This window comes from Acinetobacter oleivorans DR1 (assembly GCF_000196795.1).
GTDB classification, from domain to species: domain Bacteria; phylum Pseudomonadota; class Gammaproteobacteria; order Pseudomonadales; family Moraxellaceae; genus Acinetobacter; species Acinetobacter oleivorans.
The window spans coordinates 2,148,520-2,170,708 of record NC_014259.1 but is presented as its reverse complement, the minus strand read 5'-3'; the positions used below and the strand labels follow the sequence as shown (position 1 = coordinate 2,170,708).

Below are 22,189 nucleotides of genomic sequence, written 5' to 3'. Positions count from 1 at the left end.
TAATAAGTTTTATTAAAAAGTAATGATTTTTAAATAGTTGTGTTTTTACCATTTAAGAAATATAAGCCATTGTATTTTATTGTTATTTTAAAATTTAAATAAATTACATTGTTTTTAAATATTTTAGTGATATTTTATTTTTAAGCTCATTTACCTATTACCACTCATAGATACTGTGATTTTTATCATTTTAGGTTTGGGATAACCTAAATATCTTTTGGTAATTTTATTGAACCTAATATTTATTCTTTAGGGAGAAGGAATATATGTGGGAATTATTTGTAATTCTACTTTCGCTTGGGCTGTTGATGTATACAGCTTACAAGGGCTTTTCAGTCATTCTTATGGCACCAATTTGTGCCTTACTTGCAGTTTTACTCATTAACCCAGCTAATGTTTTACCATTTTATTCGGGTGTCTTTATGCCCAAAATGGTGAACTTTATTAAAGATTACTTCCTTGTGTTTTTGCTCGGGGCAATTTTCGGTAAAGTCGTTGAAATGTCAGGAATTGCTGAGTCTATCGCTAGAACCATTGTAAGATGGATTGGGGCGAAAAAGGCAATTTTAACCGTTGTACTTTTAGGTGCGATTTTAACCTACAGTGGTGTAAGTTTATTTGTTGCGGTATTTGCCATTTATCCTTTTGCAAACCAGCTATTTAGACAAGCCAATATTCCAAAACGTTTAATTCCGGGAACTATCGCGCTTGGTGCATTTACATTCACTATGGATGCATTGCCAGGTACGCCACAAATCCAAAACGTAATTCCAACCACTTTCTTTGGTACCAATATTTATGCCGCACCTTTCTTAGGAATTATTGGTGCTATTTTTGTTTTATGCATGGGTTTAAGCTACTTAGAATGGCGTCGCCGTGCTGCTGCAAAAGCTGGAGAAGGGTTCTCTGGGTTTGGGGCAGACAATACACCATCTCAAGAAATTGAAGCCGAAATGACTCTGCAAAATAATGGAAGTACAGCTCGTCAGTTTTTAGCATTTGTACCTCTTATTCTTGTTGCGGTAATGAACAAATATTTGTCTAAAGCAATTAAAGAGTGGTATCCAAATGGCTTTGATTTTGCCACTGTCGGTTTAGCTGATTACACTGTAGATGTTGCAAAAACTGGTGTGATCTGGGCAGTTGGTCTTGCGCTGATTGTCGGGATTATTACTGCAATTTTGTTTGATTACCAACGTGTAGTGACGAATTTTAAAGAGGGTATTAATGCCAGTATTGGTGGCTCACTTTTAGCAGTAATGAATACGGCCTCTGAGTATGGTTTCGGTGCAATTATTGCGTCATTACCGGGCTTTGCCATGATTAGTCATGCAATGAGCAGTACCTTCACAAATCCTTTAGTAAATGGGGCGGTGACTACAACCGTTTTAGCAGGTATTACCGGTTCAGCTTCTGGTGGTATGAGTATCGCTTTAAGTGCGATGGCCGAACACTATAACGCCGCGATTTTAGCTGCGGGTATTCCACCAGAAGTTATGCACCGTGTGGTTGCGATGGCATCAGGCGGTATGGATACGCTTCCGCATAATGGTGCTGTCATTACTTTACTTGCTGTTACAGGCTTAACCCATAAACAGTCGTATAAAGATATTTTTGCAGTTACGGTAATTAAAACATTAGCGGTATTTGTGGTGATTACGGTCTTTACCGTAACCAGTATTGTTTAAATCAGCGCGTTATAAGTATTAAGGAGTACATAAATGACAAAACTTTTAGACGGTAAAATTGCTTTTATTACAGGTTCTGCAAGTGGTATCGGTCTAGAGATTGCTAAGAAATTTGCTCAAGAAGGTGCCAAAGTTGTCATTTCTGATATGAATGCCGAAAAGTGCCAAGAAACGGCGAATTCACTTAAAGAGCAAGGCTTTGAAGCATTATCTGCACCATGTGATGTAACCGATGAAGACGCTTATAAACAAGCAATTGAGCTTACTCAAAAGACCTTTGGCACGGTTGATATCTTAATTAATAATGCTGGCTTTCAACATGTTGCACCTATTGAAGAGTTTCCAACGGCTGTTTTTCAAAAGTTAGTTCAGGTCATGTTAACAGGAGCATTTATTGGTATTAAACATGTTTTACCAATCATGAAAGCTCAAAAATATGGACGTATTATTAATATGGCTTCAATTAATGGCTTGATTGGTTTTGCTGGAAAGGCAGGTTATAACAGCGCGAAACACGGCGTGATTGGCCTAACAAAAGTTGCGGCATTGGAATGTGCACGTGATGGTATTACAGTAAATGCTTTATGCCCCGGTTATGTAGATACGCCATTGGTTCGTGGGCAAATTGCAGATTTGGCTAAAACCCGTAATGTAAGTTTAGATAGTGCACTTGAAGATGTAATTTTGGCAATGGTTCCTCAAAAACGTTTACTCTCTGTTGAAGAAATCGCTGATTACGCAATTTTCCTTGCGAGTAGTAAAGCAGGTGGGGTAACAGGTCAAGCTGTCGTGATGGATGGTGGTTACACCGCCCAATAATTTAAGTGTTTTAAAAGCCGCTTATTTTAAATAGGCGGTTTTTTTATTCATTAAAATTTACGATAGTCTACTGTTCAAAATAATGATTTATATCTACTCTATTTGTTTATAAAAAATCTAATAAAATAAGTTTGTTAAAGTATGAAATTATACTTTAAAGGTATTTAACTTATTTCCATTTTTAAAATCTAATAGAGTATGAGAAAGTAATCTTTACTCTCTTTCTTGATTAGATATTTTTCAGGAAAATTCGTCAATTAAAGGATATTAATTGGCATACAAGTTGCTTTTTAAGCAATAAGTTATTTAGCTAGGTGAAAAGGATATGATATCACTCAGCCAACAGACGGAACTCAATCATTATTCACGCAAAGCTGAATTTGCGCAGAATTTGATGTCCACAATTTGTGGGGAACACCGTCTAGATACAATTTACAAAGACACTCTCGATTTTCACTATGACGGAATGCGTTTGCCTAATAAAAAAATGGCGATCGGTACAATCAGTTATGGTGCAAACGTTGCCATTAACATCTCAAATTTAAAAGCGTATAGCATTAGTTTGCCGATACAAGGTCGACAAGCTCTCAACATTCGTGGTGCTCATTATCAATCTGATGAAAACAGGGGCCTTATTGTTTCTAATAACGATCAGCAAGATTTGATTATCGATAAAGATTGCAGAAAATTTCAGGTGGTTATTCCTGAGCGGAGTATGCAGATTGTTCTTGCGGATCTACTGAATAAACCAATTGAAACACCTATTATTTTTAATCCTGAAATGCACTTAGACTCTGAGCAATTGATTGGTGCATGGTGGAAGAATATTCAAAATTTTGTACAGTTAAAATCGCAATATAGCAATTTTTATGGTTTGCAAATGCTATCTGAAGACTATGAAAATTTTGTAATTAAAGCGTTATTGTTGTCTCAAGAAAATAACTACTCTGAAGCCTTAAAGTTACTCTCACATCAGGATGAGCCAGCTTATATTCGTAAGGTTCGTAATTTTATTATTGAACATGCGCACGAAGAAATCTGTGCAGAAGATTTGCAACGTCTGGCTGGGGTTTCAAAATCAAAATTGTATGACGAATTTCAACAGTACTACGGCACCAGTCCAATGTCGTATTTAAAAAAATATCGTCTCCAACAAATTTATAAAATCCTGAGCACCACAGGTGCAGATAGAAAAGTTTCTATTTCAAAGCTTGCTTATGACTGGGGCTTTAACCATTTAAGTCGTTTTTCTCAAGAATATCGCGAAGAATTTGGCGAAAATCCAAGTGAGACTAAAGGCAAAATTTTCTAATATTTAATTTTTCCAAATAAAAAAACTGATTTAATTACTTAAATCAGTTTTTTTATTTATTGATTAATATTTATAGACTTTCTTCTAGCTTTAACACTTGTTTGTTTTTAGATTTCTCATAAATCACTTTCAGGCTAAGTGCAATAAATGAGATGAATGTTGGTAGTGCGAGAATAAAGAAAATACCGCTTAAGCTTAGGTTGAAAGTGAAAATGAGCGAGCCAAAGAAAGCACCTAAAATTGCACCGATACGACCAATACCATGCATCCATGAAACACCAACCGCACGACACACTGCCGGATAGAACATTGCTGCAAGTGGCAGTAATGAAGACTGTGCACCAGCCAGTAAGGCACCAATTAAGAAGATAGTAAGACCTAACAAGAAAATATTTGAGCTCACCAGACCAGCAACAATGAATAGGCCGAAAGCGATGAGATATGAATATTTAATGACTGTAGTTGGGTTCAGTTTATCCATGTACCATCCCATAATGGTTGCACCAATCACACCACCAAAAGGGAAAATCGCTGCAATTAAACTAAACTGTTGAGTACTAAAACCTGCTGTTTTTAAAATCGTTGGCATCCAGCTTGTTAAAAGGTAAAACACCAATAGACTGGTAAAGCAGCAGAGCCAAAGCATGCTTGAACCCCAAAGGTATTTACCTAAAACGACTTTAACTGGATTTTCATCTGATGCAGTTTCTGCTTGAGTTAAAACAAGTTTTACCGGCTCTTGAAAAGAATGACCTTGAATATTTTCTAAAATACGCTGAGCTTTGTCTTGTTGATGACGTGTAATTAAGTATTGAGTTGATTCTGGTAATTTAAGTAATAAAGCAACTACTAAAATTAGGGGAATACTTCCGCCAATAATAATCACTTTTGCCCAGCCATAACTTTCTAATAGATAAGCTGACAGCACACCCCCACAAGAAATACCCAACATAAAACCACAGCCAGCAAGGCCTGTAAGGAATGCTTTACGTTTTACAGGCATATACTCAGACACAATCGTACTGATGTTTGGCATGGCTGCACCTAAACCAACACCTGTAATAAAGCGATAAATCATTAAGTCTTGGGTTGAATTGGCAAAGCCACACAAAATCGTAAATATTGAAAATAAAAGGCTTGTAAAGACAATGACGCCTTTACGTCCAAATTTATCGGACAAAGGCCCAGAAATGATTGCACCAATCGACATGCCAACTAAAGCAGCACTTAAAACTGGAGCAAGTTGCGGCTTGGTGATACCCCAATCATCTAATAATGAAGGAGCAATAAAACCGATAATTCCTGTGTCTAGACCATCACAGAAAAAGACGAAAAAGCCTAGGATAAAAACCATCCACTGTAGTGGAGACAGTTTCTCACGGTTGATAATCGTGTTTGCATCTATCGTTTTCATACGTATTCCTTATTCATTAAAATTTTTTGCTGTAATTGACGAAGAAACGATTTTCAGAGAAATCATTTCCATGCTTAACGTCGTAATTGATGAAGATGTACTGAAGAGCTAAACCTTTGAGGAGTGGCTGTTGAAGGGCATAATTGATGATAACGTTGGATTCACTTTCTTTATTTTTTAAGCCATCTGCTGTCTTAAAATGATCGCCATATACATATTTGAAAGTGGTATTTAAACCAGGCACATAATCTTTAAAGTCATAGCCATAGATGAAGTGATAAGACTTTTCATCTTGTTTGAAGAAACCGGTCGTGTTCCAGTTAATAAAATAAGTTTCAGGTAAGAATCCATCTGGTAACGGGTAAGCAGACTCACCAATAATTTGCTGATAACCCAAACCAAAGCTATGATTTTTTACTTTAAGCGTTTCTAGTAACCCTACATTTTGTGCATCGATGTCAAAAAGATTTCCATTATCTTTGGCATTGAAATATTTGAATTTTGAATTAACTGAAAAATTAGAATTTTTCCATAGGTGGTCAACGCCGACATAATGTTTGTTATATAAATCCTCCATATTCCCAAAGTAATATTCACCCTTCAACGTAGGCGTAAATTGATAGCGAAGATCTATGTAGTTAAGTCCATCGGAGTAGCCAGTCACACCTTTTGAAGTAAAAGAAAATCGATGAAAATCTTCTTCATTTCGCGGCGATACTTTTTCAATACGACCAATTTCTGCAAAAAGCTTATCGTTTAGCTGACTCTTAAGATTAGTTCCCCAATAAGACGTCAGAAGTTGTCGGCTTGCATCTACAGTGGTTACGGGTAAATCCAGCCATAATTCACCTATGCTTAGTAGTGTCTTGTTATAGCCTAACTTTAAAGTCGCGCCATATTTTAGATAATCAGGTGCTTGGGACTGCGTGGCTTTATCAAAAGGTAATACCGTATCTGCAACATGTTTATCTTGGCTTAAACGAACCGCATATTGTGCTGAAGCATTTGCGCCAATTTGAATTGGGGTTCCCCCAATTTCTAACGGCGTATCATGCATAGTTGAGTTGTAAAATAGAGAAACTGATTGTGACCAGCTACCTGTGTCTTTTACATCTGGATTGTCATAGTTTCTGTCTATATATGCATTTTTTGATGTAAATTTCCATTCTTCATCCGCTGAATAAGCCTGAGTAGAAAATGCACTACAACATAAAATATTGATGAGCATTAACGTTTTTTGTTGTCCATAAAGTGGCCATGGTCGATGCATAAATAAAACGCCTTAATTTAGAAAATGACTGGGCTTTTTTTATGTAATCAAACGAATTACATGACTTGATTGAACTATTTTTAGCCAATCGTCACTATCCAATAAGTCCTAATCTTCATCCATTTTTTCCAAATTAGATAAAAAGTATTAATTTAATTTTTTAATTTAAAGTTATGAAATTTATTAGTTTTCTTATTTTTTGTGTTTTATCCAGTTTGATGAATTTTGATAATTGTGCAGAGATTGGATAGAGCTTGCAGCTTTTGGACAGTCTAAAAAAAATTTCGGATAGAAGATAAAGCCATAACAATGTCAGGAGTTGACACTATGGCTGGTCAAACCATTCAAATTAAAACAGCATCTGGAAAGCAGTTCAGTGCATATCTAGCGACGCCAGAAACAGGAAAAGGCCCTGGTGTGGTGCTTTGTCAGGAAATCTTTGGGGTGAATGCAGCCATGCGAGAAAAAGCAGAATTTCTTGCAGAAGAAGGCTATACCGTTTTAGTTCCTGATTTATTTTGGCGTGTAGCACCTAATATAGAACTGGGTTATACACCAGAAGATTTTCAAAAGGCTTTCGAGCTTTATCAGCAATATGATGAAAATCTTGGGGTTGAAGATATTCAGGACAGCTTATCTTTTTTAAAGACTCGACCAGAATGTGACACTTCTACAGGCCTCGGAGTTGTGGGGTACTGTTTGGGTGGAAAGCTTGCGTATCTGGCAGGTTGTCGACTTTCGGAAGTGGCATGTGCTGTAGGTTATTACGGTGTAGGCATTGAAAAAGCGTTAGATGAGTTAGCTAACGTAAAGGGTCGTTTGGTTTTACATATTGCCGAACTGGACCAATTTACACCGCCAGATGCAAGACAAGCGATTGTTAATGCAGCCAACCAATATTCAAATGTACAGACCTATGTTTACGAAGGTGTTGATCATGCCTTTGCACGCCCTAAAAGCAATCATTATCACAAACCTTCAGCACGCTTTGCCCACGAGCGTACAGTAACAGCACTACATGAAACGATTGGGCCGAAATATGACTTAGTTGCGCTATGGGAAGAGCATATTCGTCATGAGTTTGATACGCGTGATGTACCAGCAACCATGGCAACAATGGTCGCAGAACCTTATGTCAATCATATTCCAACTTTGACTGGTGGTGTAGGCCAAAGCCAGCTTGCTCGTTTTTATCAATATCATTTTGTTCACCAAAACCCGAAAGATATGAAGATTACTTCGATCTCTCGTACGGTTGGCTCAACACAAGTGGTCGATGAGTTCATTATGAGCTTTACCCACGACGCTGAAATTGACTGGTTATTACCGGGTGTAAAACCGACTGGTAAATATGTCGAGATTCCAATGTTGGGTGTAATTCAGTTCAGAGGTTCAAAGTTGTGCCATGAGCATATTTACTGGGACCAAGCATCGGTGCTTGTTCAAATTGGTTTATTAGACCCGACAGGTTTACCAGTTGCAGGTGTCGAAACAGCACGAAAACTTCTTGATGAAGATCTTCCTTCAAATACGTTGATGCCATCTTGGTCAAGTAGTGAAGGCAAACCAGTCAATTAAGGAGTATCTGCAATGAATATAGATTTAAAAGGAAAAGTCGCTGTGGTGAGTGGCGGTGCAACACTGATTGGTAAAGCTGTTGTACAAGCTTTGGTAAGTGCAGGTGCTCATGTCGCTATTTTAGATATTGATGCCAAAGGCAAGGCAATTGCAGAAAGCTTTAACCATGATGTGATGTTTATTCAAACCGATTTAACCAGTGATGCAGCTATTCAACAAGCTGTAGCAGATATTCACCAACATTTAGGTGAAGTGAGTTACTTAGTCAATCTGGCATGTACATATTTAGATGACGGTTTTAAATCCTCACGTCAGGATTGGTTACAAGCACTCGATATTAATTTGGTCTCTACCGTTGAGCTGAGCCGTGCTTTTTACAATGACCTAAAAAATCAGCAAGGTTCAATCGTTAATTTTACTTCAATCTCGGCCAAAGTGGCACAAACAGGGCGCTGGTTATATCCGGTTTCTAAAGCCGCGATACGTCAACTCACACAAAGCATGGCAATGGATTTTGCTGCCGATGGTATTCGCGTCAACTCCGTTTCACCGGGTTGGACATGGTCTCGTGTTATTGCAGAAGTCAGTGGTAATAACCGTGAAAAGGCCGATAGCGTGGCAGCCGATTATCACTTGCTAGGTCGATTGGGTCATCCCGAAGAAGTTGCCAATGTTGTTTTGTTTTTATTGTCACCCGCTGCGAGTTTTGTCACCGGAGCAGATTATGCGGTCGATGGCGGATATTCAGTGATGGGCCCTGAAGGATCACAGCCCGCTATTCCACGCTTAGCCGAATAGCACAGCGTTTTAAAAGCACATTTAGAAAATTATGGAGAATATTATGCGCCGTATTGCAATTGTTGGAGCAGGACAGTCTGGTTTACAGCTTGGTTTGGGCTTATTAGATACAGGCTATGACGTGACCATGATCACCAACCGAACTGCCGATGAAATTCGTCAGGGTAAAGTCATGTCAAGCCAATGTATGTTTCATACTGCTTTACAAACTGAACGTGACTTAGGTTTAAATTTTTGGGAAGAACAATGTCCAGCGGTAGAAGGCATTGGGCTAGCTTTAGTCAACCCTGAAAATGGAGCTAAAGCATTTGAATGGAGTGCTCGTCTTGAGCGCTACGCTCAATCGGTCGATCAACGCGTCAAAATGCCATATTGGATGGAAGAGTTCGAACGCCGTGGCGGTCAATTGGTGATTCAGGATGTTGGTATAGAAGAGTTAGAACAACTCGCAAACGACTACGAGCTTGTATTACTCGCGGCTGGTAAAGGTGAGGTTGTTAAGCAATTTGAGCGTGATGATGCACGTAGTATTTTCGATAAACCGCAGCGCGCTTTGGCATTGACCTATGTCAAAAACATGAAGCCAATTTCCCCATACTCTCGTGTGACTTTTAACATTATTCCTGAAGTCGGCGAATACTTTTCATTTCCAGCACTTACCGTGAATGGGCCTTGCGACATCATGGTGTTTGAAGGAATTCCAAATGGGCCAATGGACTGTTGGCAAAATGTCAAAACACCGGAACAACATTTGCAGTGCAGTTTGGACTTACTCAAGAAATTTGTGCCTTGGGAATATGAACGCTGCGCAAATGTTGAGCTGACCGATGCTGGTGGATATTTAGCAGGACGTTTTCCGCCGACAGTACGTAAACCCGTTTTAACCTTACCGTCTGGCAAGAAAATTTTTGGTATGGCAGATGCCTTGGTGGTGAATGACCCTATTACTGGTCAAGGCTCAAACAACGCTGCTAAGTGTAGCAAAATCTATTTCGATGCAATTTTAGCTAATGATAATCAAAACTTTAGCGAACAATGGATGGTTCAAACTTTTGAACGTTATTGGGCTTATGCAGAAAAAGTGGTGGCTTGGACCAATAGTCTGTTAGTACCACCGCAACCCCATGTTGTTGAGCTATTAGCAGCCGCAAGCCAAAACCAAAGCATTGCTTCCATTATGGCCAATAACTTTGATGACCCTCGTGCCTTTGCTCCTTGGTGGTTTGATGCAAATCAGGCTCAAGCATTCTTGGCCTCAAAAACCGCAGCAAAAGTGGCTTAAGGGCAAAACAGCAAAGGGAGATATGAAAAATGGACACAATTGAAACTTTAGCTTTACAAGCAATTAATGCTGAAAACCCGAGAGAAATCCGTAATTTGCTTGGACAGTTTGCAACTGGCGTTACCGTGATTACAACTCGTGGTAAAGATGGTCGGAAAATAGGCATGACAGCCAATTCATTTTCATCGCTGTCTTTAGATCCGCCATTAATTTTGTGGAGTCTTTCAAAAACAGCTCCAAGTTTGACTGATTTTGTTGAAGCTGAATATTTTGCCATTCATATGTTGGCACAAGAGCATCATCAGCTTTCAGGACATTTTGCTCGGGGTGCTGAAGATAAATTTGCAGGTATTCCCCATCAGCAATGCAATGCAGGCGTTCCAATTTTGTCCGATGCACTCGCAACCTTGGTTTGCCGTAATGTAAATCAGTATGAGGGCGGAGATCACCTGATTTTTATTGGTCAAATTGAACAATACCAACAACGCCAAGGTGAACCATTGGTATTCCACGCAGGAAAGTATCGGATTGCCGCAGAACATCCAGAATTAGCACATTAATTCACCACAATCACGATCAATCCGGTCGTGATTTTTTTATAGGAAATAAGAAGATGAAAAGCACTTTAATTAAGCATGGCTTTTTAGCAGGGACATTGTTGGGTTTGCCATTAGTTTCTCATGCCTATGATTTACCGACCGTAAACTTAGGTATGACCAGCTTTCTCGATGGCGGTTTACCCGCAGGGACTGGCTGGTATGCTCAAACTTACTTTCAAAATTACGATAGTAATAAACTGGCCGATGCCAATGGACAAAAATTAGGTTTACCTAAAACAGATTTAAATTATCAAGTATTGGTTGAGCAGATTAGTTATTTATCGAATGTCCGAGTAAAGGATAAAGCCAGCCTAGGTATGAATTTTTTAATTCCTTTTGTCAGCAAAATGGACATGGATGATGGATTGAATAATGCTGCTATTAAAGCCCAAAGTGGCTTTGGGGACATTATGATTGGACCTTTTATTCAGTTCGATCCAGTCATGGGTGCACAAGGGCCGAAGTTTGTACATCGTTTTGAGTTTCAGGTGAATTTACCTACGGGCGAATATGATCGGCAAAAAGATATTAACCCAAGTAATAACGCTGTTTCATTTGATCCTTATTGGGCTGCCACATATTGGTTTAATCCCAAATGGACCGCTTCAACACGCATCCATTATCTCTATAACTTTAAAAATGATGACCCAAGCTATGCTTTTGCTGGAGCAAATGATATGCAAGCTGGGCAAGCAATTCATGCAAACTTTGCAACAGATTATGCCATTACCGAACAATTCCGCTTAGGACTAAATGGCTATTGGCTAAAACAAGTCACTGATACCGAAGTCGATGGTGAAAAAGTCAAAGGTCGACGTGAGCAAGTCTGGGCGATTGGTCCGGGTGCGATGTATAGTTTTTCTAAAAATGATCACTTGGTTGCAAATGCTTATTTTGAGCAAGATGCTGAAAACCGTCCAGAGGGAACACGACTACAAGTTCGTTATGTCCATCATTTTTAAATCATAAAAAAAGCCTTTTATATCAATCAATATAAAAGGCTTTTATCTATTTTTAGTTTAAGAAAAAGTTGAAGTAATTAAGCCTGAACCTTCAATGTGACCAGAACGGCGAGTAGACGAAGGTAACTCACCATAACGGCGTTTATATTCTTGAGAAAAACGACCTAAATGAGTAAATCCCCATTTAAATGCAACGTCAGTGACAGATAGATTTTCATTATGCATCAGCTCTAAATGAGCTTGTTCAAAGCGTAATTCTTTTAAATAAGACATTGGGGTTGTCCCCAAATAGTTTTTAAAACCAGTAAATAGGGTTCTTACGCTCACGCCTGCATGCTCGGCCAGAATTTCGACGTTAAGCGGCTCGTGTAAATGTTCTTTTATGTAGGCTTCTGTACGCTTCACAAAATAAGGAGAGACTGTTTTTTCTTTATACTGATCTATTTTATGTAATCCATTATTGGGTTGGCCATAAATGAGCGCATTAAATAGATTTGACTCAAACTGTTTAAAGGCTAAAGGATGATGGAGTGGATGTTGTTCACAGCCCAAAGCATCCATCAATGTTCTAACGAGCTGTAAAAAGTAGGCTCCACTTTGTGTAGCAAAGTCTAATTTTGGGTCAAAAACAAGTAAGTTATTTTCTGAATCAGCAATATGTTGACGGCAATGGTAAGTAAAATCATCCTTTGAAACTTTTAAAATGAGCTGTGGTGAGTTCGCGTGCCAGCGCATACGTAAAGATTGCTGAGGTGAAATAAGAGAAGCAACTTGAGAATAAGAAATAAACTTTTGCGAACCAAACTCAATTTCTGCGTAGCCTTGAGTTGGAATTTGAATTAAGTAAAAGTTATCAAGGTGATCTGGTTCAATAATGACATCCGCACCATATTCCAAGCGACTAATAGACAGTGCGCCTGTTTTAACATGGTGCATGGTTGCACTGAAATCTCGCTTCTGCTGAGAGATTTTAAGATCATGCGGTTTAAAAATTTGGCCTACATTTCGGCAAGTTTCGCTTAAATCGTGGTGATCAAACACCAGATTATGATGGGTAAAGATAGACTCATTTTGAAAATGACGCCCACTGAGTTCTGGGGAGTTGGCTTGGTTCATATTTATCCCTTTTGGCTCACTCCTGTATTTACTTGTATTGCAAGAGCTTTAAAACTTCGCTGCACAGCAAGTAAATACGGCACTTAAAAAATTAAGTTACTCGCAAATTACAATGAGATATAAGCAAAATACAGACCAATTTAACCGCTAGTTAATGTGATTTTCTCAAATTTTTACATCGGATTTTGTCCATCAATTTAGTAAATTCGAGAAATAGAATAGGGGGATATAAAAGGTGCTATAAGTTAATCTCATCATGATCTTATTCCTTAAGATCTATCAAAATTTATAGCAAATCCGAGTGAGCTGGTCAATTTATTTTGTCGGGATTTATTATTTTATATTATTGATATATAAAAACTTTTAATTTAAATGCAAAAATTCAATATACCCCCTACAGAGTATATTGAATCATTTCAGGTTTTAGTGGTTTTTAAATTATTTATACTTCAACGTGATGTATTACTCTGTAAAAACTTCTCGCTGTAAATACGGTAGTTTTGCAAAGATTGTTCATCTAACCAATTTTTAACAGCTTCAATCATTGGCGGTGGACCACATAAATACATATCAAAAGCCTGCTCGGCCAATTGATCTTTATTTAAGTGCTCATGAATATAGCCAGCTTTACCTTGCCAAGCTTCGGTTGCTTTAGTCACAATCGGGTGATAACTAAAGTTTGGTAGCTGCTCCGCGTAGGCATGTAAACGCTGTTGTTCGCATAGATCGGTTTCATTATTTACGCCATAGTACAATTGAACAGCAGGTGAGTTAGGCTGCTCAACCAAGTTATCAAGCATTCCCAAGAAAGCTGATAATCCTGTTCCACCAGCTACAAAAACCAGTGGTCGCTGTACTTCACGTAAATAGAAACTACCAAGCGGCGCTTCAATGAGTAGGGTTTGTCCAACCTGACAACGATCACGCAAATAATTACTCATAACACCGTCTGGCAAGAGACGAATTAAAAACTGTAATTGATTGGTTGCGTTCGGTCTATTGGCAAAAGAATAAGAACGCCAATCTTCAGTATCTGGAATTTGCAAACGAGCATATTGACCCGGTAAAAACTGAAGTTGTGCAGCATGACCGCTTGCATCAAGATGCAAAATTGCTGTCGTTTCAGAAACCAGCTCAACCGCAGTCACTTTGGTTTCAATTTTTAAGGTATCACCAGCGTTACAGATCGCAGAATCATGATCGAAATAAAAAGCTGCATCGGATTTCACACGCGTCTGGCAAGCTAACATTTTACGCTCAGCCAAATCACGCTCACTTAATGCATCTTCATCAACATATTCTTGTTCATAAATACCAGTTTCACATTGACCCTGACAGGTACCACAAACACCTTCACGGCAGTCTAGCGGTAGGTTAATTCCTTGGCGAACTGCTGCATCAAGCAACAATTCGTCGTTATTTACCGAAATGAAAAAGGTTTTGCCATCGGCAAAGTTAAGTGCAACTGAATGTCCCATTTTCATTCCCCTTAAACGTGATAGAAGTCTAAAACGGAATCAATTTTGTCATTAAGCAAAATGCTGTGCTGACGACGAATACGGAAACCATCTGCGGTTTGGCGTAAAAGATAAGTCGCATGTCCGTAAAAAGAGCCTTCTAAACCTTGACGGTTATAAAGCGTTTGCCATACAACTTTTGCTTCGATAAGACCATCTTCCAATGTTTTAACTCGGATATTGTTTATGCTATGCAAAGTACGTGGTAACGGTGTTGCAGACGCAGCTTTTCCGGTACGAATACGGAATACACGGTCTTCAAGTCCTGTACGGTCCGCATAATAAATATAAGACAAGCCATGATTTGGATCTTGAACATAGTTATGGTCATCAATCCACTGTGGAATATGATATTCACTATCTTCATCGTAAAGCTCTAGGTAGGAATCCCAGTCATAAGCATCACAAAGTTCTGCTTTTTTGTACAAAAACTGAGATACAGCAAAATGTAGTTCTTGTGACATGGTTACACCTCATCCATTAGGGCATTGTTTTCAAAAGTAATATCTTGCATTTTCAATGCTTTCTTATTTAAGCCATCAAGCATTAGACGTTGCCAGTGTCCATGCTGGTTTACATAGAGTCCTTCGTGGGTAAACTCACGGCCAGTAATGACGGGTTGAATGCCTAAATCTTGTGAGTTTTTGGTCGCGCCATATTCCCAAGACTGACAGCCACGCGAAATATCGCTCCAACGTTCAAGACGTGCCTGAAAACCTTTTTGCTGTTCACGGAATTCAACTAAATCGTCTGGTGTACCAAGGCCCGACACATTAAAGAAATCTTCAAACTGGCGAATACGGTTACGGCGTGCTTCAGCAGATTCACCTTTAACGCCAATACATTGACTAATGACTTCGGTTTTATTCCATGCCACAGGACGAACAATACGAAGCTGTGAACTAATCTGGTCCATAAAAAATAGGCTAGGGTACAAATTCAAGTTTCTTAAACGGTGCATTGCCCACTCAGCATATTTGTCGCCATATTTTTCGACCATATAAGGCATAACTGTGCTGTAGCCCGGTCGAACAGTTGGGTTCGGCATATCACTGAATAAAACACTATGGCCATTTTTGAAACTAAACCAGCCATCGTCAGTTTCTGAGTCACCGGCACCTAACTTGCTATAGTCAAGCGTATCGAGTTCTTCACCTTTTGATGCATTGACTTGCTGACGGTGTTGGACTGTAGAGACATAGTTATAGTGAACGGTACTGACATGGTAACCATCCAAGCCATTTTCATTTTGTAGCTTCCAGTTACCTGCAAATGTATAAGATGACTTGCCTTGAAGTACTTCGAGTTCACCTGTTGGCGACTGATTAACCATTAAATCAAGGAACAGTTTTGCATCACCTAAAAAGTCTTCAAGAGAATCTGTTGCTTGAGTATCAAGGCTTACAAATACAAATCCACGGTAGCTGGCAATACGGCCTTGTTTTAAGCCACGGCTTGATTTATCAAAATCTTCACAATATTCACCAGGTGCTTTGACTTTCACCAAGCGGCCATCTGACTTATAACACCAAGCATGGAACGGACATGTAAAGGTTGACTGGTTGCCTTTAGCAACGCGTGTTAAGGTTGCGCCGCGATGCTCACAAGCATTGACCATGGCATGTAGTTCGCCTTTACCATCACGGCTCACAATAATCGGTTGACGACCAATTTGAACTGTTAGGAAATCATGATTGTTTGGAATCTCACTTTCGTGACATGCATAAATCCAAACCTTTTCAAAAATAAGTTCCATTTCCAAGTCAAATAGTTCAGGCTCAGTAAACATATTACGTGCAATACGAAACACGCCATCGTTAGGACGGAAGTCGATACATCCATCTACAAAATCATTCCATTGTTTTAAATTAGATGAGGTCATTTGCTCAATCCTATTCATTCAGCTTTTACCTGATTGAACCGCGATTAGGCTTTGGCCTCTATCCGTTTTTTCCAGATCTTTATCCACTTTGTGCAGTTTTGATTTTTTAATAAGACTCTTTTTAAGAGTTAATCGAGATTTAAATTCGTATATGTCTTAGCTTGTTAAACTTCCCTATAATGTTAGCGAGCATAAAATAAACTTTTGTGAACTAAGTCTATGAAAGAACAAAATTTAAAATTACAGATTAGAATTCTTTTAGAGCAGAACATTGCGTTTGGTCCGGGTAAGGCAGACTTACTTGAAGCAATTGAGAAAACGGGTTCGATCTCACAAGCCGCAAAATCTATGAATATGAGCTACCGCCGTGCATGGCAATTGGTAGACACCATGAATCAATGCTTCGAAACAGCTCTAGTCGAAACCCAAACGGGTGGAACACATGGTGGTGGGGCAGCCATTACAGCTTTGGGCCAGAAAGTCTTGCATCACTATCGCCAAATGGAAGTTAATGCTAGACAAGCTTTAGAACATGATTATCAAATTATGAGTAACTATTTAAAGAAATAAGATGAGAAATATTTTATAAATCAAAGAATTTAAGTGCGAATCAGTTTTGCTTAACTATAGGTTTTTAATTGCTCAGAAAAAATATCCATCTTTATAAATAATTTCTACTTTTCATCGTCAATGCTTATCGCTATATTCTTGGGTATATATCGCTGCAAAAAACGACAAAAAGGTAAATATAATGGTAAGTGATACGAAGATAAAAAAGTTGGCTTTAGCCTGTTCAGTCCTCAGCATAGGATTGGTCTTTAATGTTCCAGCCAAGGCTGAATCGGTTACCATTTATGCAGCAGCGAGCTTAACCAATGCGATTAACGATTTAGAAAAAATTTATGAAAAACAAAATAAAGTAGAAGTTAAAACTTCATATGCAGGCTCATCGACATTAGCCAAACAAATTGAAGCTGGGGCGCCAGCTGATGTATTTATTTCAGCAGATACCCAGTGGATGGATTATCTGCAAAATAAAAAATTAGTTGCAACAAATGACCGTATAAATTTATTAGGTAACCGTCTGGTTCTAATTACCCCTAAAGGTCAGTCACTAAAAGTAAAATTAGATAAAACGATCGATCCAAATAAAGTGTTTACAGGCAAGATTTGTACAGGGGATACCAAAAGTGTGCCTGTAGGCAAATATGCTAAACAAGCTTTTACTAACCTAGGTTGGTGGAGCCGTATTGAGCCAAAGTTAGTTGAAACAGAAGATGTTCGAGCGGCATTAAATTTTGTTGCGCGTGGTGAATGTCAGGTTGGGATTGTCTATGCAACCGATGCAGCGATTAGTAAAGATGTAACAGTAGTTGGCGTATTTCCAGAAAATACACATTCACCAATTATTTATCCTATAGGGTTGATTAAAAAGAATCCGAACTCAGCAAAGTTCTATCAATTTTTACAAAGCAACCAAGCCAAAGCTGTCTTTAAAAAGTATGGCTTTAGCGTGTTGGCTCCAGCAAAACCATGATGTTCTCTTTAACCCCAGAAGAGCTTAGCGTGCTACAACTTTCTTGTAAGGTTGCAGCAAGTTGTCTTGTGGTCAGCATTATTCCTGCAATTTGTGTGGGATGGTTTTTGGCACGTAAAGAGTTCTGGGGGAAGTCATTCATTGAAACATTGGTGTTTTTACCTTTAGTGCTACCACCAGTTGTTCCCGGTTATTTGCTATTACAGGTATTTGGGAGCCGCGGCATTATTGGACAATATTTGGCACCGCTCGGAATTGATTTTGCATTTAACTGGAAAGGTGCCGTTCTTGCTTCAGCAGTAATGGGTTTTCCGCTATTGGTACAATCGATTCGACTAGCGATTGAACTGGTCGATCAACGTTTAGAAATGGCAGCAAAGACATTAGGTGCCTCATCTTTAGGGGCATTTTTTCATGTCACTTTACCGCTTGCCAGCAGTGGCATTTTAATTGGTGCCATTTTGTGCTTTTGCCGGAGTCTAGGTGAGTTTGGAGCCACTATTACTTTTGTAGGTAATATTTCAAATGAAACACGTACTTTGCCTTTGGCCATGTATAGCTTAATGCAACAACCCTATACCGAGGCCGCTATTCAAAGGCTAATTATTTTATCGTTAAGCGTGGCTTTTTTAGCGCTATGGTTTGCACAGTGGTTTCATCGTTATCAAAAGAAGCGCTTAGGGCGGTAAGATTATGTTGATTGATTGCCGTTTTCAGCTACACATGGGTCAGTTTCATATTGAACCTAGTTTCCAGTCAGATGCTGCTGTTATTGGATTATTTGGTGCCTCTGGGTCAGGTAAAACATCAATTCTACATGCCATTGCAGGACTGAACACACCGCGTAGTGGACTCATTAAAATACAGAATCAAACATGGTTCGATTCAGATCAAAACATTAACTTGAGTACTCAAAAGCGGCATGTTGGATTGGTCTTTCAAGATGCTCAGCTTTTTCCGCATAAAACGGTAAAGCAAAACTTATTATTTGGTCTTAAGCACCTGTCCCAACAAGAGCGTCACTTTGAGGCAGATTACATTATTGAATTATTAAAGTTAGAGCACTTATTACAACGTATGCCCATCAAACTTTCAGGTGGTGAAAAACAACGCGTAGCACTGGGCCGAGCATTGTTATATTCACCTAAGCTGTTACTACTTGATGAACCTTTATCGGCACTAGATGCGAATCATAAAGCTGAAATTATTCCTTTTTTTCAGAAAGTAAAAGAGGAAATAAAAATTCCGATGATTTATGTGAGTCATGATATTCAAGAGATTAAACAACTGACCGAAACAATGTGGATTTTATAATTTTTCATATTTCACACATTATTTCAGTCTTGCCGATTTATGGTTGTTAGCTAGCCCATAAACTGCCCGTTGGAGCAGATTTTCGGCGATCTTGGGCTTGTTGATAAAAACGCCAGAAAGCGAAAGCAAAAATGATAGCTAAGAAATCAACTACTAAGATTTCTCCACCATGTACCCATAAGTCACTTTGAGGAATGAAGTAAGCTAAAAGAGATGTAAGTGGAATCGCAAATAACACTAAAACCAGGGTTAACAGCAGTTGCGGTAAAGCTTTTGCATAGCCAATCACAAAGGTGTAAATCATAGTTAGTAGGAAAATCGCATAATAACCATACATAAAGAGGTGATTTATGCTTTCAATATTGAATGCTGCGAAAAGCCAACGGCTGGCCAACATTGTGGCTACGACAGCTAAAACACACCCTAAACATGCACCTATTGTTAAGTTCGCAAGGAATACAACATCTTTACGTTGAACAGGAACAGGATCTTCAGCACGCTTTTGTTTACGTGCACGAGTTTCAACCCAAAGGATGTTACCTGTATAAAATAAGAAAGCACCACCAACACCTAACACAAAATAAATCCAACGTACGCCAGTACCACCAAAACTTCCAAAATGTAGACTAAACATGGCGTTGATTAACTTATTCCCAGCATCAGTTTGTGTGTTAATGCCTTTATGATTAAAGTGCTCAACCGCATATGGATTCATACGCATAAAGTCTTGATTCGCACCGCGCAACATCTGATCTGAACTATACAGGGCAATACGTGCATTGGCTTTTTCAGGTTTGTCTAGGCCACTGAACTGGATATAGTCAACTGAATATTCAGGTGCTACTTTTTTAGCTTGAGCTAATATTTGCTGCACATCAATCTGTGTTTCTTTAGGTTGAATAAGCGCAGGGGGAGAACGCTGAAAAACAGGCTGGCCTTTGAGTGCAAGTTGTCCAATCGCATCATAAAAAAAGTCATGAAAAGCAAAGACAATAACGCTAATACTAATAATGATGTGGAACGGTAAGCTCGTAATCCCAATCACGTTATGTGCATCTAGCCAAAAACGCTTTTTATTTTTACCAGGGCGAATAACAAAATAATCCTTTACCAAGGTTGGTAAAAGAATAATGACGCCTGAAAGCAGAGCAAGAAAATATAATATCGAAACTACCCCCATGACATAAAGACCTAATCCGTGATGGCCTGCCATGCCCGGTATGCCTGCTGTTTCATGCAACTGTTCGATTAGCCAGCCAGCTTTAGATAGGTTTTCTTGGGCAACAATTAACTCGCCCTTGTTACCTAAGCTTGCCATCCACGTAGACTGAGCAGCATTAAAGCCATCTCCACGTTCATGTTCACTCCACGTAATAGGTGCATAGTGAAATTCATTGGACGATAAATTTAGTGTGAAGTTCTTTTGCGCAGCAGGATAGGCGGTCTGTACTTTTTGAATGAGTTCATTATATTGATCGGGTGAGACTTTCGGTAAAACTTGCTGTGTTGGCGTAGCCCACTTACTAATATGGTGCTGAAACATGCTGAGCCCACCAGCAAAGAAACAGATAAAAAGCAAAATCCCAGCACATACACCCACCCAAGTATGCATGCTTTTTGCTAATTTCATGATGTCTGAACGTACTTTCATGTTTAACCCCGTAAGACAAAAATACAGCTATACGCTAGGGCATTAGCAATGAATAAATAGATAAGCGCTTTTCGTCCAGTCGTAAAAAAATAACTGCCAAACATAATCGGCATCCAAACCCAAGGAACACTCCACATACCCACTTGCACCAATAAATCCATGGCGACATAAGGTTGGCCTAATAAAACAATCAAATTACCAATAGCGATAGAAAGACTTAGACCAAAAACACCACCAGCAAAAGTTTTACTCCACCAGTCTGGCTGGATCGGAGACTGAATTTTAGCTTTCATGAAATCAGTTTCCGTTTAAAAAGCGCCATAAAAGGGAGGAAAGACCACGCAAAAATGATGAGCATGAACCAACAAAAAGCGGCCACAACTTTTGGTAAGCTTGCAAAGAGCGCAATAAATCCAATGCCTAATAGCACTAGACCCAAATACTTAAAGAAAGTAGGAAGATGTTGAGACAACAGGTTTTGGTTGCTATGACTACAATAGATACTGACCGCTCCCAACAGGGTCAAAAAAAGTCCTATAAGTTTCATAATCGATGTTTATAAGTAAATTAAAGTCAAAATTTACCCAACAGTATAAGTAAATAATAATTATTATCAAATGAAAAATATAATTATTTATATATTTGTGGTGGGTAAGTTAAGATAGGAGGTAACTCATTAAAAATATTTATTTTGAAGTTGAATACATTGAGCAATTATCTATACATTCCTGAACAAATCAGTAAATCAATTTATGAAATTTCGAGTCCTATTTTTCTTACATCAGAGCTATTTTGTTATGGGCTAGATTTATCACAAACAACGCATTTGCATATAGACCAACGATTAGAGCATCCCCTAAAAATTGCTCAAGCGCGTGTCGAACGTAAAAATGAGTACTTATGTGGCAGGGTCTTAGCTCAGGCTGTTTTAAATCATCATTTTCGTTTAGATCAGCCAGTAACTTCGATGTACGAACCTTTACCCATTTGGCCAACTCATGTTTTGGGGAGCATTAGTCATTCACAAAATAAGTTAATTGTTGCGTTATCTAATAATGCGATTTATTTGGGAATTGATATCGAGCACTGGGTGACCTCAGAATTTGCTCAAGAGAGTGCACATCTTGTTTTAACGCCATCTGAGTTTGATTTATGGAAAGGTAAAGCGACTGAGTTTTTTGATTTTTCCCACTATGTAAGTTTAATTTTCTCTGTAAAAGAAAGTCTATATAAAGCGGTTTATCCCACTGCAAAGCAATATATCGATTTCTTAGAAGCTTCCGTAACCAATATTGATTTTGAAAATCAAACATTAATGCTAACTTTCTTACCGGAAATTCAACAGCGCTATCAACTCTTAGAACAATATCAAGGTGGTTGGACCATAGAACAAGACCATATTATGACTTGGGTTTTTCAAGCACATCATTCTGCTTAAAACAAAAGAAGG

Annotated in this window: 21 protein-coding genes; 13 read left to right on the top strand and 8 right to left on the bottom strand. The window is 38.7% G+C overall.

The window, feature by feature from the left end; translation table 11 throughout:
- Nucleotides 1-266: 266 nt before the first annotated feature.
- The 3 genes from AOLE_RS10085 (at nt 267) to AOLE_RS10075 (ending at nt 3,819) form a co-directional block, all read left to right on the top strand.
- Nucleotides 267-1,688 carry a GntP family permease gene (locus AOLE_RS10085; protein ID WP_013197963.1) on the top strand — a complete coding sequence of 474 codons (1,422 nt, stop codon included), beginning with the start codon at nt 267-269 and terminating at the stop codon, nt 1,686-1,688.
- A 33-nt stretch (nt 1,689-1,721) separates the two neighbouring features.
- A complete protein-coding gene (locus AOLE_RS10080) occupies nt 1,722-2,507 on the top strand; it encodes a 3-hydroxybutyrate dehydrogenase (protein WP_013197962.1) in 786 nt (261 codons plus the stop codon).
- Nucleotides 2,508-2,832: 325 nt separating this feature from the next.
- Complete coding sequence (locus AOLE_RS10075) at nt 2,833-3,819, top strand: AraC family transcriptional regulator (protein WP_013197961.1); 987 nt, start codon at nt 2,833-2,835, stop codon at nt 3,817-3,819.
- A 70-nt stretch (nt 3,820-3,889) separates the two neighbouring features.
- Here the strand turns inward: AOLE_RS10075 and AOLE_RS10070 are convergent, their stop codons facing one another.
- Entirely contained in the window at nt 3,890-5,233 is a 1,344-nt protein-coding gene (locus AOLE_RS10070; RefSeq protein ID WP_005305111.1) for an MFS transporter, read from the bottom strand.
- 16 nt (nt 5,234-5,249) lie between these two features.
- Complete coding sequence (locus AOLE_RS10065; RefSeq protein WP_404814741.1) at nt 5,250-6,461, bottom strand: OprD family outer membrane porin; 1,212 nt, start codon at nt 6,459-6,461, stop codon at nt 5,250-5,252.
- Between the two features lie 369 nt (nt 6,462-6,830).
- Here AOLE_RS10065 and AOLE_RS10060 point away from each other — a divergent pair, with 369 nt between their 5' ends.
- Genes AOLE_RS10060 through AOLE_RS10040 form a run of 5 tightly spaced genes read left to right on the top strand, consistent with a single transcriptional unit; the run spans nt 6,831 to nt 11,722 of the window.
- A complete protein-coding gene (locus AOLE_RS10060) occupies nt 6,831-8,081 on the top strand; it encodes a dienelactone hydrolase family protein (protein WP_013197959.1) in 1,251 nt (416 codons plus the stop codon).
- 12 nt (nt 8,082-8,093) lie between these two features.
- Nucleotides 8,094-8,879, top strand: coding sequence for an SDR family oxidoreductase (locus tag AOLE_RS10055; protein WP_013197958.1), 786 nt, complete (start codon nt 8,094-8,096; stop codon nt 8,877-8,879).
- A gap of 43 nt (nt 8,880-8,922) precedes the next feature.
- Complete coding sequence (locus AOLE_RS10050) at nt 8,923-10,161, top strand: styrene monooxygenase/indole monooxygenase family protein (protein WP_013197957.1); 1,239 nt, start codon at nt 8,923-8,925, stop codon at nt 10,159-10,161.
- Between the two features lie 29 nt (nt 10,162-10,190).
- On the top strand, nt 10,191-10,721 hold the full coding sequence (locus AOLE_RS10045; protein ID WP_013197956.1) for a flavin reductase family protein: 531 nt from the start codon (nt 10,191-10,193) through the stop codon (nt 10,719-10,721).
- A 53-nt stretch (nt 10,722-10,774) separates the two neighbouring features.
- Nucleotides 10,775-11,722, top strand: a complete 948-nt coding sequence (locus AOLE_RS10040) for a SphA family protein (RefSeq protein WP_013197955.1) — start codon at nt 10,775-10,777, stop codon at nt 11,720-11,722.
- A gap of 57 nt (nt 11,723-11,779) precedes the next feature.
- Here AOLE_RS10040 and AOLE_RS10035 read toward each other — a convergent pair whose 3' ends face one another.
- From AOLE_RS10035 to antA, 4 genes are all read right to left on the bottom strand, one after another.
- Nucleotides 11,780-12,838: an AraC family transcriptional regulator gene (locus AOLE_RS10035; RefSeq protein ID WP_013197954.1), complete on the bottom strand. Its 1,059-nt coding sequence runs from the start codon at nt 12,836-12,838 to the stop codon at nt 11,780-11,782.
- 449 nt (nt 12,839-13,287) lie between these two features.
- Nucleotides 13,288-14,322 (bottom strand): anthranilate 1,2-dioxygenase electron transfer component AntC, encoded by a 1,035-nt coding sequence (antC, locus tag AOLE_RS10030; RefSeq protein WP_081399152.1) that lies wholly within the window; start codon nt 14,320-14,322, stop codon nt 13,288-13,290.
- Nucleotides 14,323-14,327: 5 nt separating this feature from the next.
- Complete coding sequence (antB, locus tag AOLE_RS10025) at nt 14,328-14,819, bottom strand: anthranilate 1,2-dioxygenase small subunit (RefSeq protein ID WP_013197952.1); 492 nt, start codon at nt 14,817-14,819, stop codon at nt 14,328-14,330.
- Nucleotides 14,820-14,821: 2 nt separating this feature from the next.
- Nucleotides 14,822-16,237 carry an anthranilate 1,2-dioxygenase large subunit gene (antA, locus tag AOLE_RS10020; protein ID WP_004701687.1) on the bottom strand — a complete coding sequence of 472 codons (1,416 nt, stop codon included), beginning with the start codon at nt 16,235-16,237 and terminating at the stop codon, nt 14,822-14,824.
- Nucleotides 16,238-16,456: 219 nt separating this feature from the next.
- On the opposite strand from antA, the gene AOLE_RS10015 reads away from it, so the two are divergent.
- From AOLE_RS10015 to AOLE_RS10000, 4 genes are all read left to right on the top strand, one after another.
- The gene (locus tag AOLE_RS10015) at nt 16,457-16,807 is read left to right on the top strand and encodes a winged helix-turn-helix domain-containing protein (RefSeq protein WP_013197951.1); all 351 of its coding nucleotides are present in this window, start codon (nt 16,457-16,459) and stop codon (nt 16,805-16,807) included.
- Between the two features lie 181 nt (nt 16,808-16,988).
- Nucleotides 16,989-17,774: a molybdate ABC transporter substrate-binding protein gene (modA, locus tag AOLE_RS10010; RefSeq protein ID WP_013197950.1), complete on the top strand. Its 786-nt coding sequence runs from the start codon at nt 16,989-16,991 to the stop codon at nt 17,772-17,774.
- Nucleotides 17,771-18,463, top strand: a complete 693-nt coding sequence (gene modB / locus AOLE_RS10005; protein WP_023274240.1) for a molybdate ABC transporter permease subunit — start codon at nt 17,771-17,773, stop codon at nt 18,461-18,463. Before modA ends, modB begins: the two co-directional genes overlap by 4 nt.
- A gap of 4 nt (nt 18,464-18,467) precedes the next feature.
- Nucleotides 18,468-19,088: an ATP-binding cassette domain-containing protein gene (locus tag AOLE_RS10000; protein WP_013197948.1), complete on the top strand. Its 621-nt coding sequence runs from the start codon at nt 18,468-18,470 to the stop codon at nt 19,086-19,088.
- 46 nt (nt 19,089-19,134) lie between these two features.
- Here the strand turns inward: AOLE_RS10000 and AOLE_RS09995 are convergent, their stop codons facing one another.
- Nucleotides 19,135-20,739, bottom strand: a complete 1,605-nt coding sequence (locus AOLE_RS09995) for a PepSY-associated TM helix domain-containing protein (RefSeq protein ID WP_013197947.1) — start codon at nt 20,737-20,739, stop codon at nt 19,135-19,137.
- 2 nt (nt 20,740-20,741) lie between these two features.
- Nucleotides 20,742-21,032, bottom strand: a complete 291-nt coding sequence (locus AOLE_RS09990) for a hypothetical protein (RefSeq protein WP_013197946.1) — start codon at nt 21,030-21,032, stop codon at nt 20,742-20,744.
- Between the two features lie 413 nt (nt 21,033-21,445).
- Here AOLE_RS09990 and AOLE_RS09980 point away from each other — a divergent pair, with 413 nt between their 5' ends.
- Nucleotides 21,446-22,177: a 4'-phosphopantetheinyl transferase family protein gene (locus AOLE_RS09980; protein ID WP_013197944.1), complete on the top strand. Its 732-nt coding sequence runs from the start codon at nt 21,446-21,448 to the stop codon at nt 22,175-22,177.
- Nucleotides 22,178-22,189: the final 12 nt, after the last annotated feature.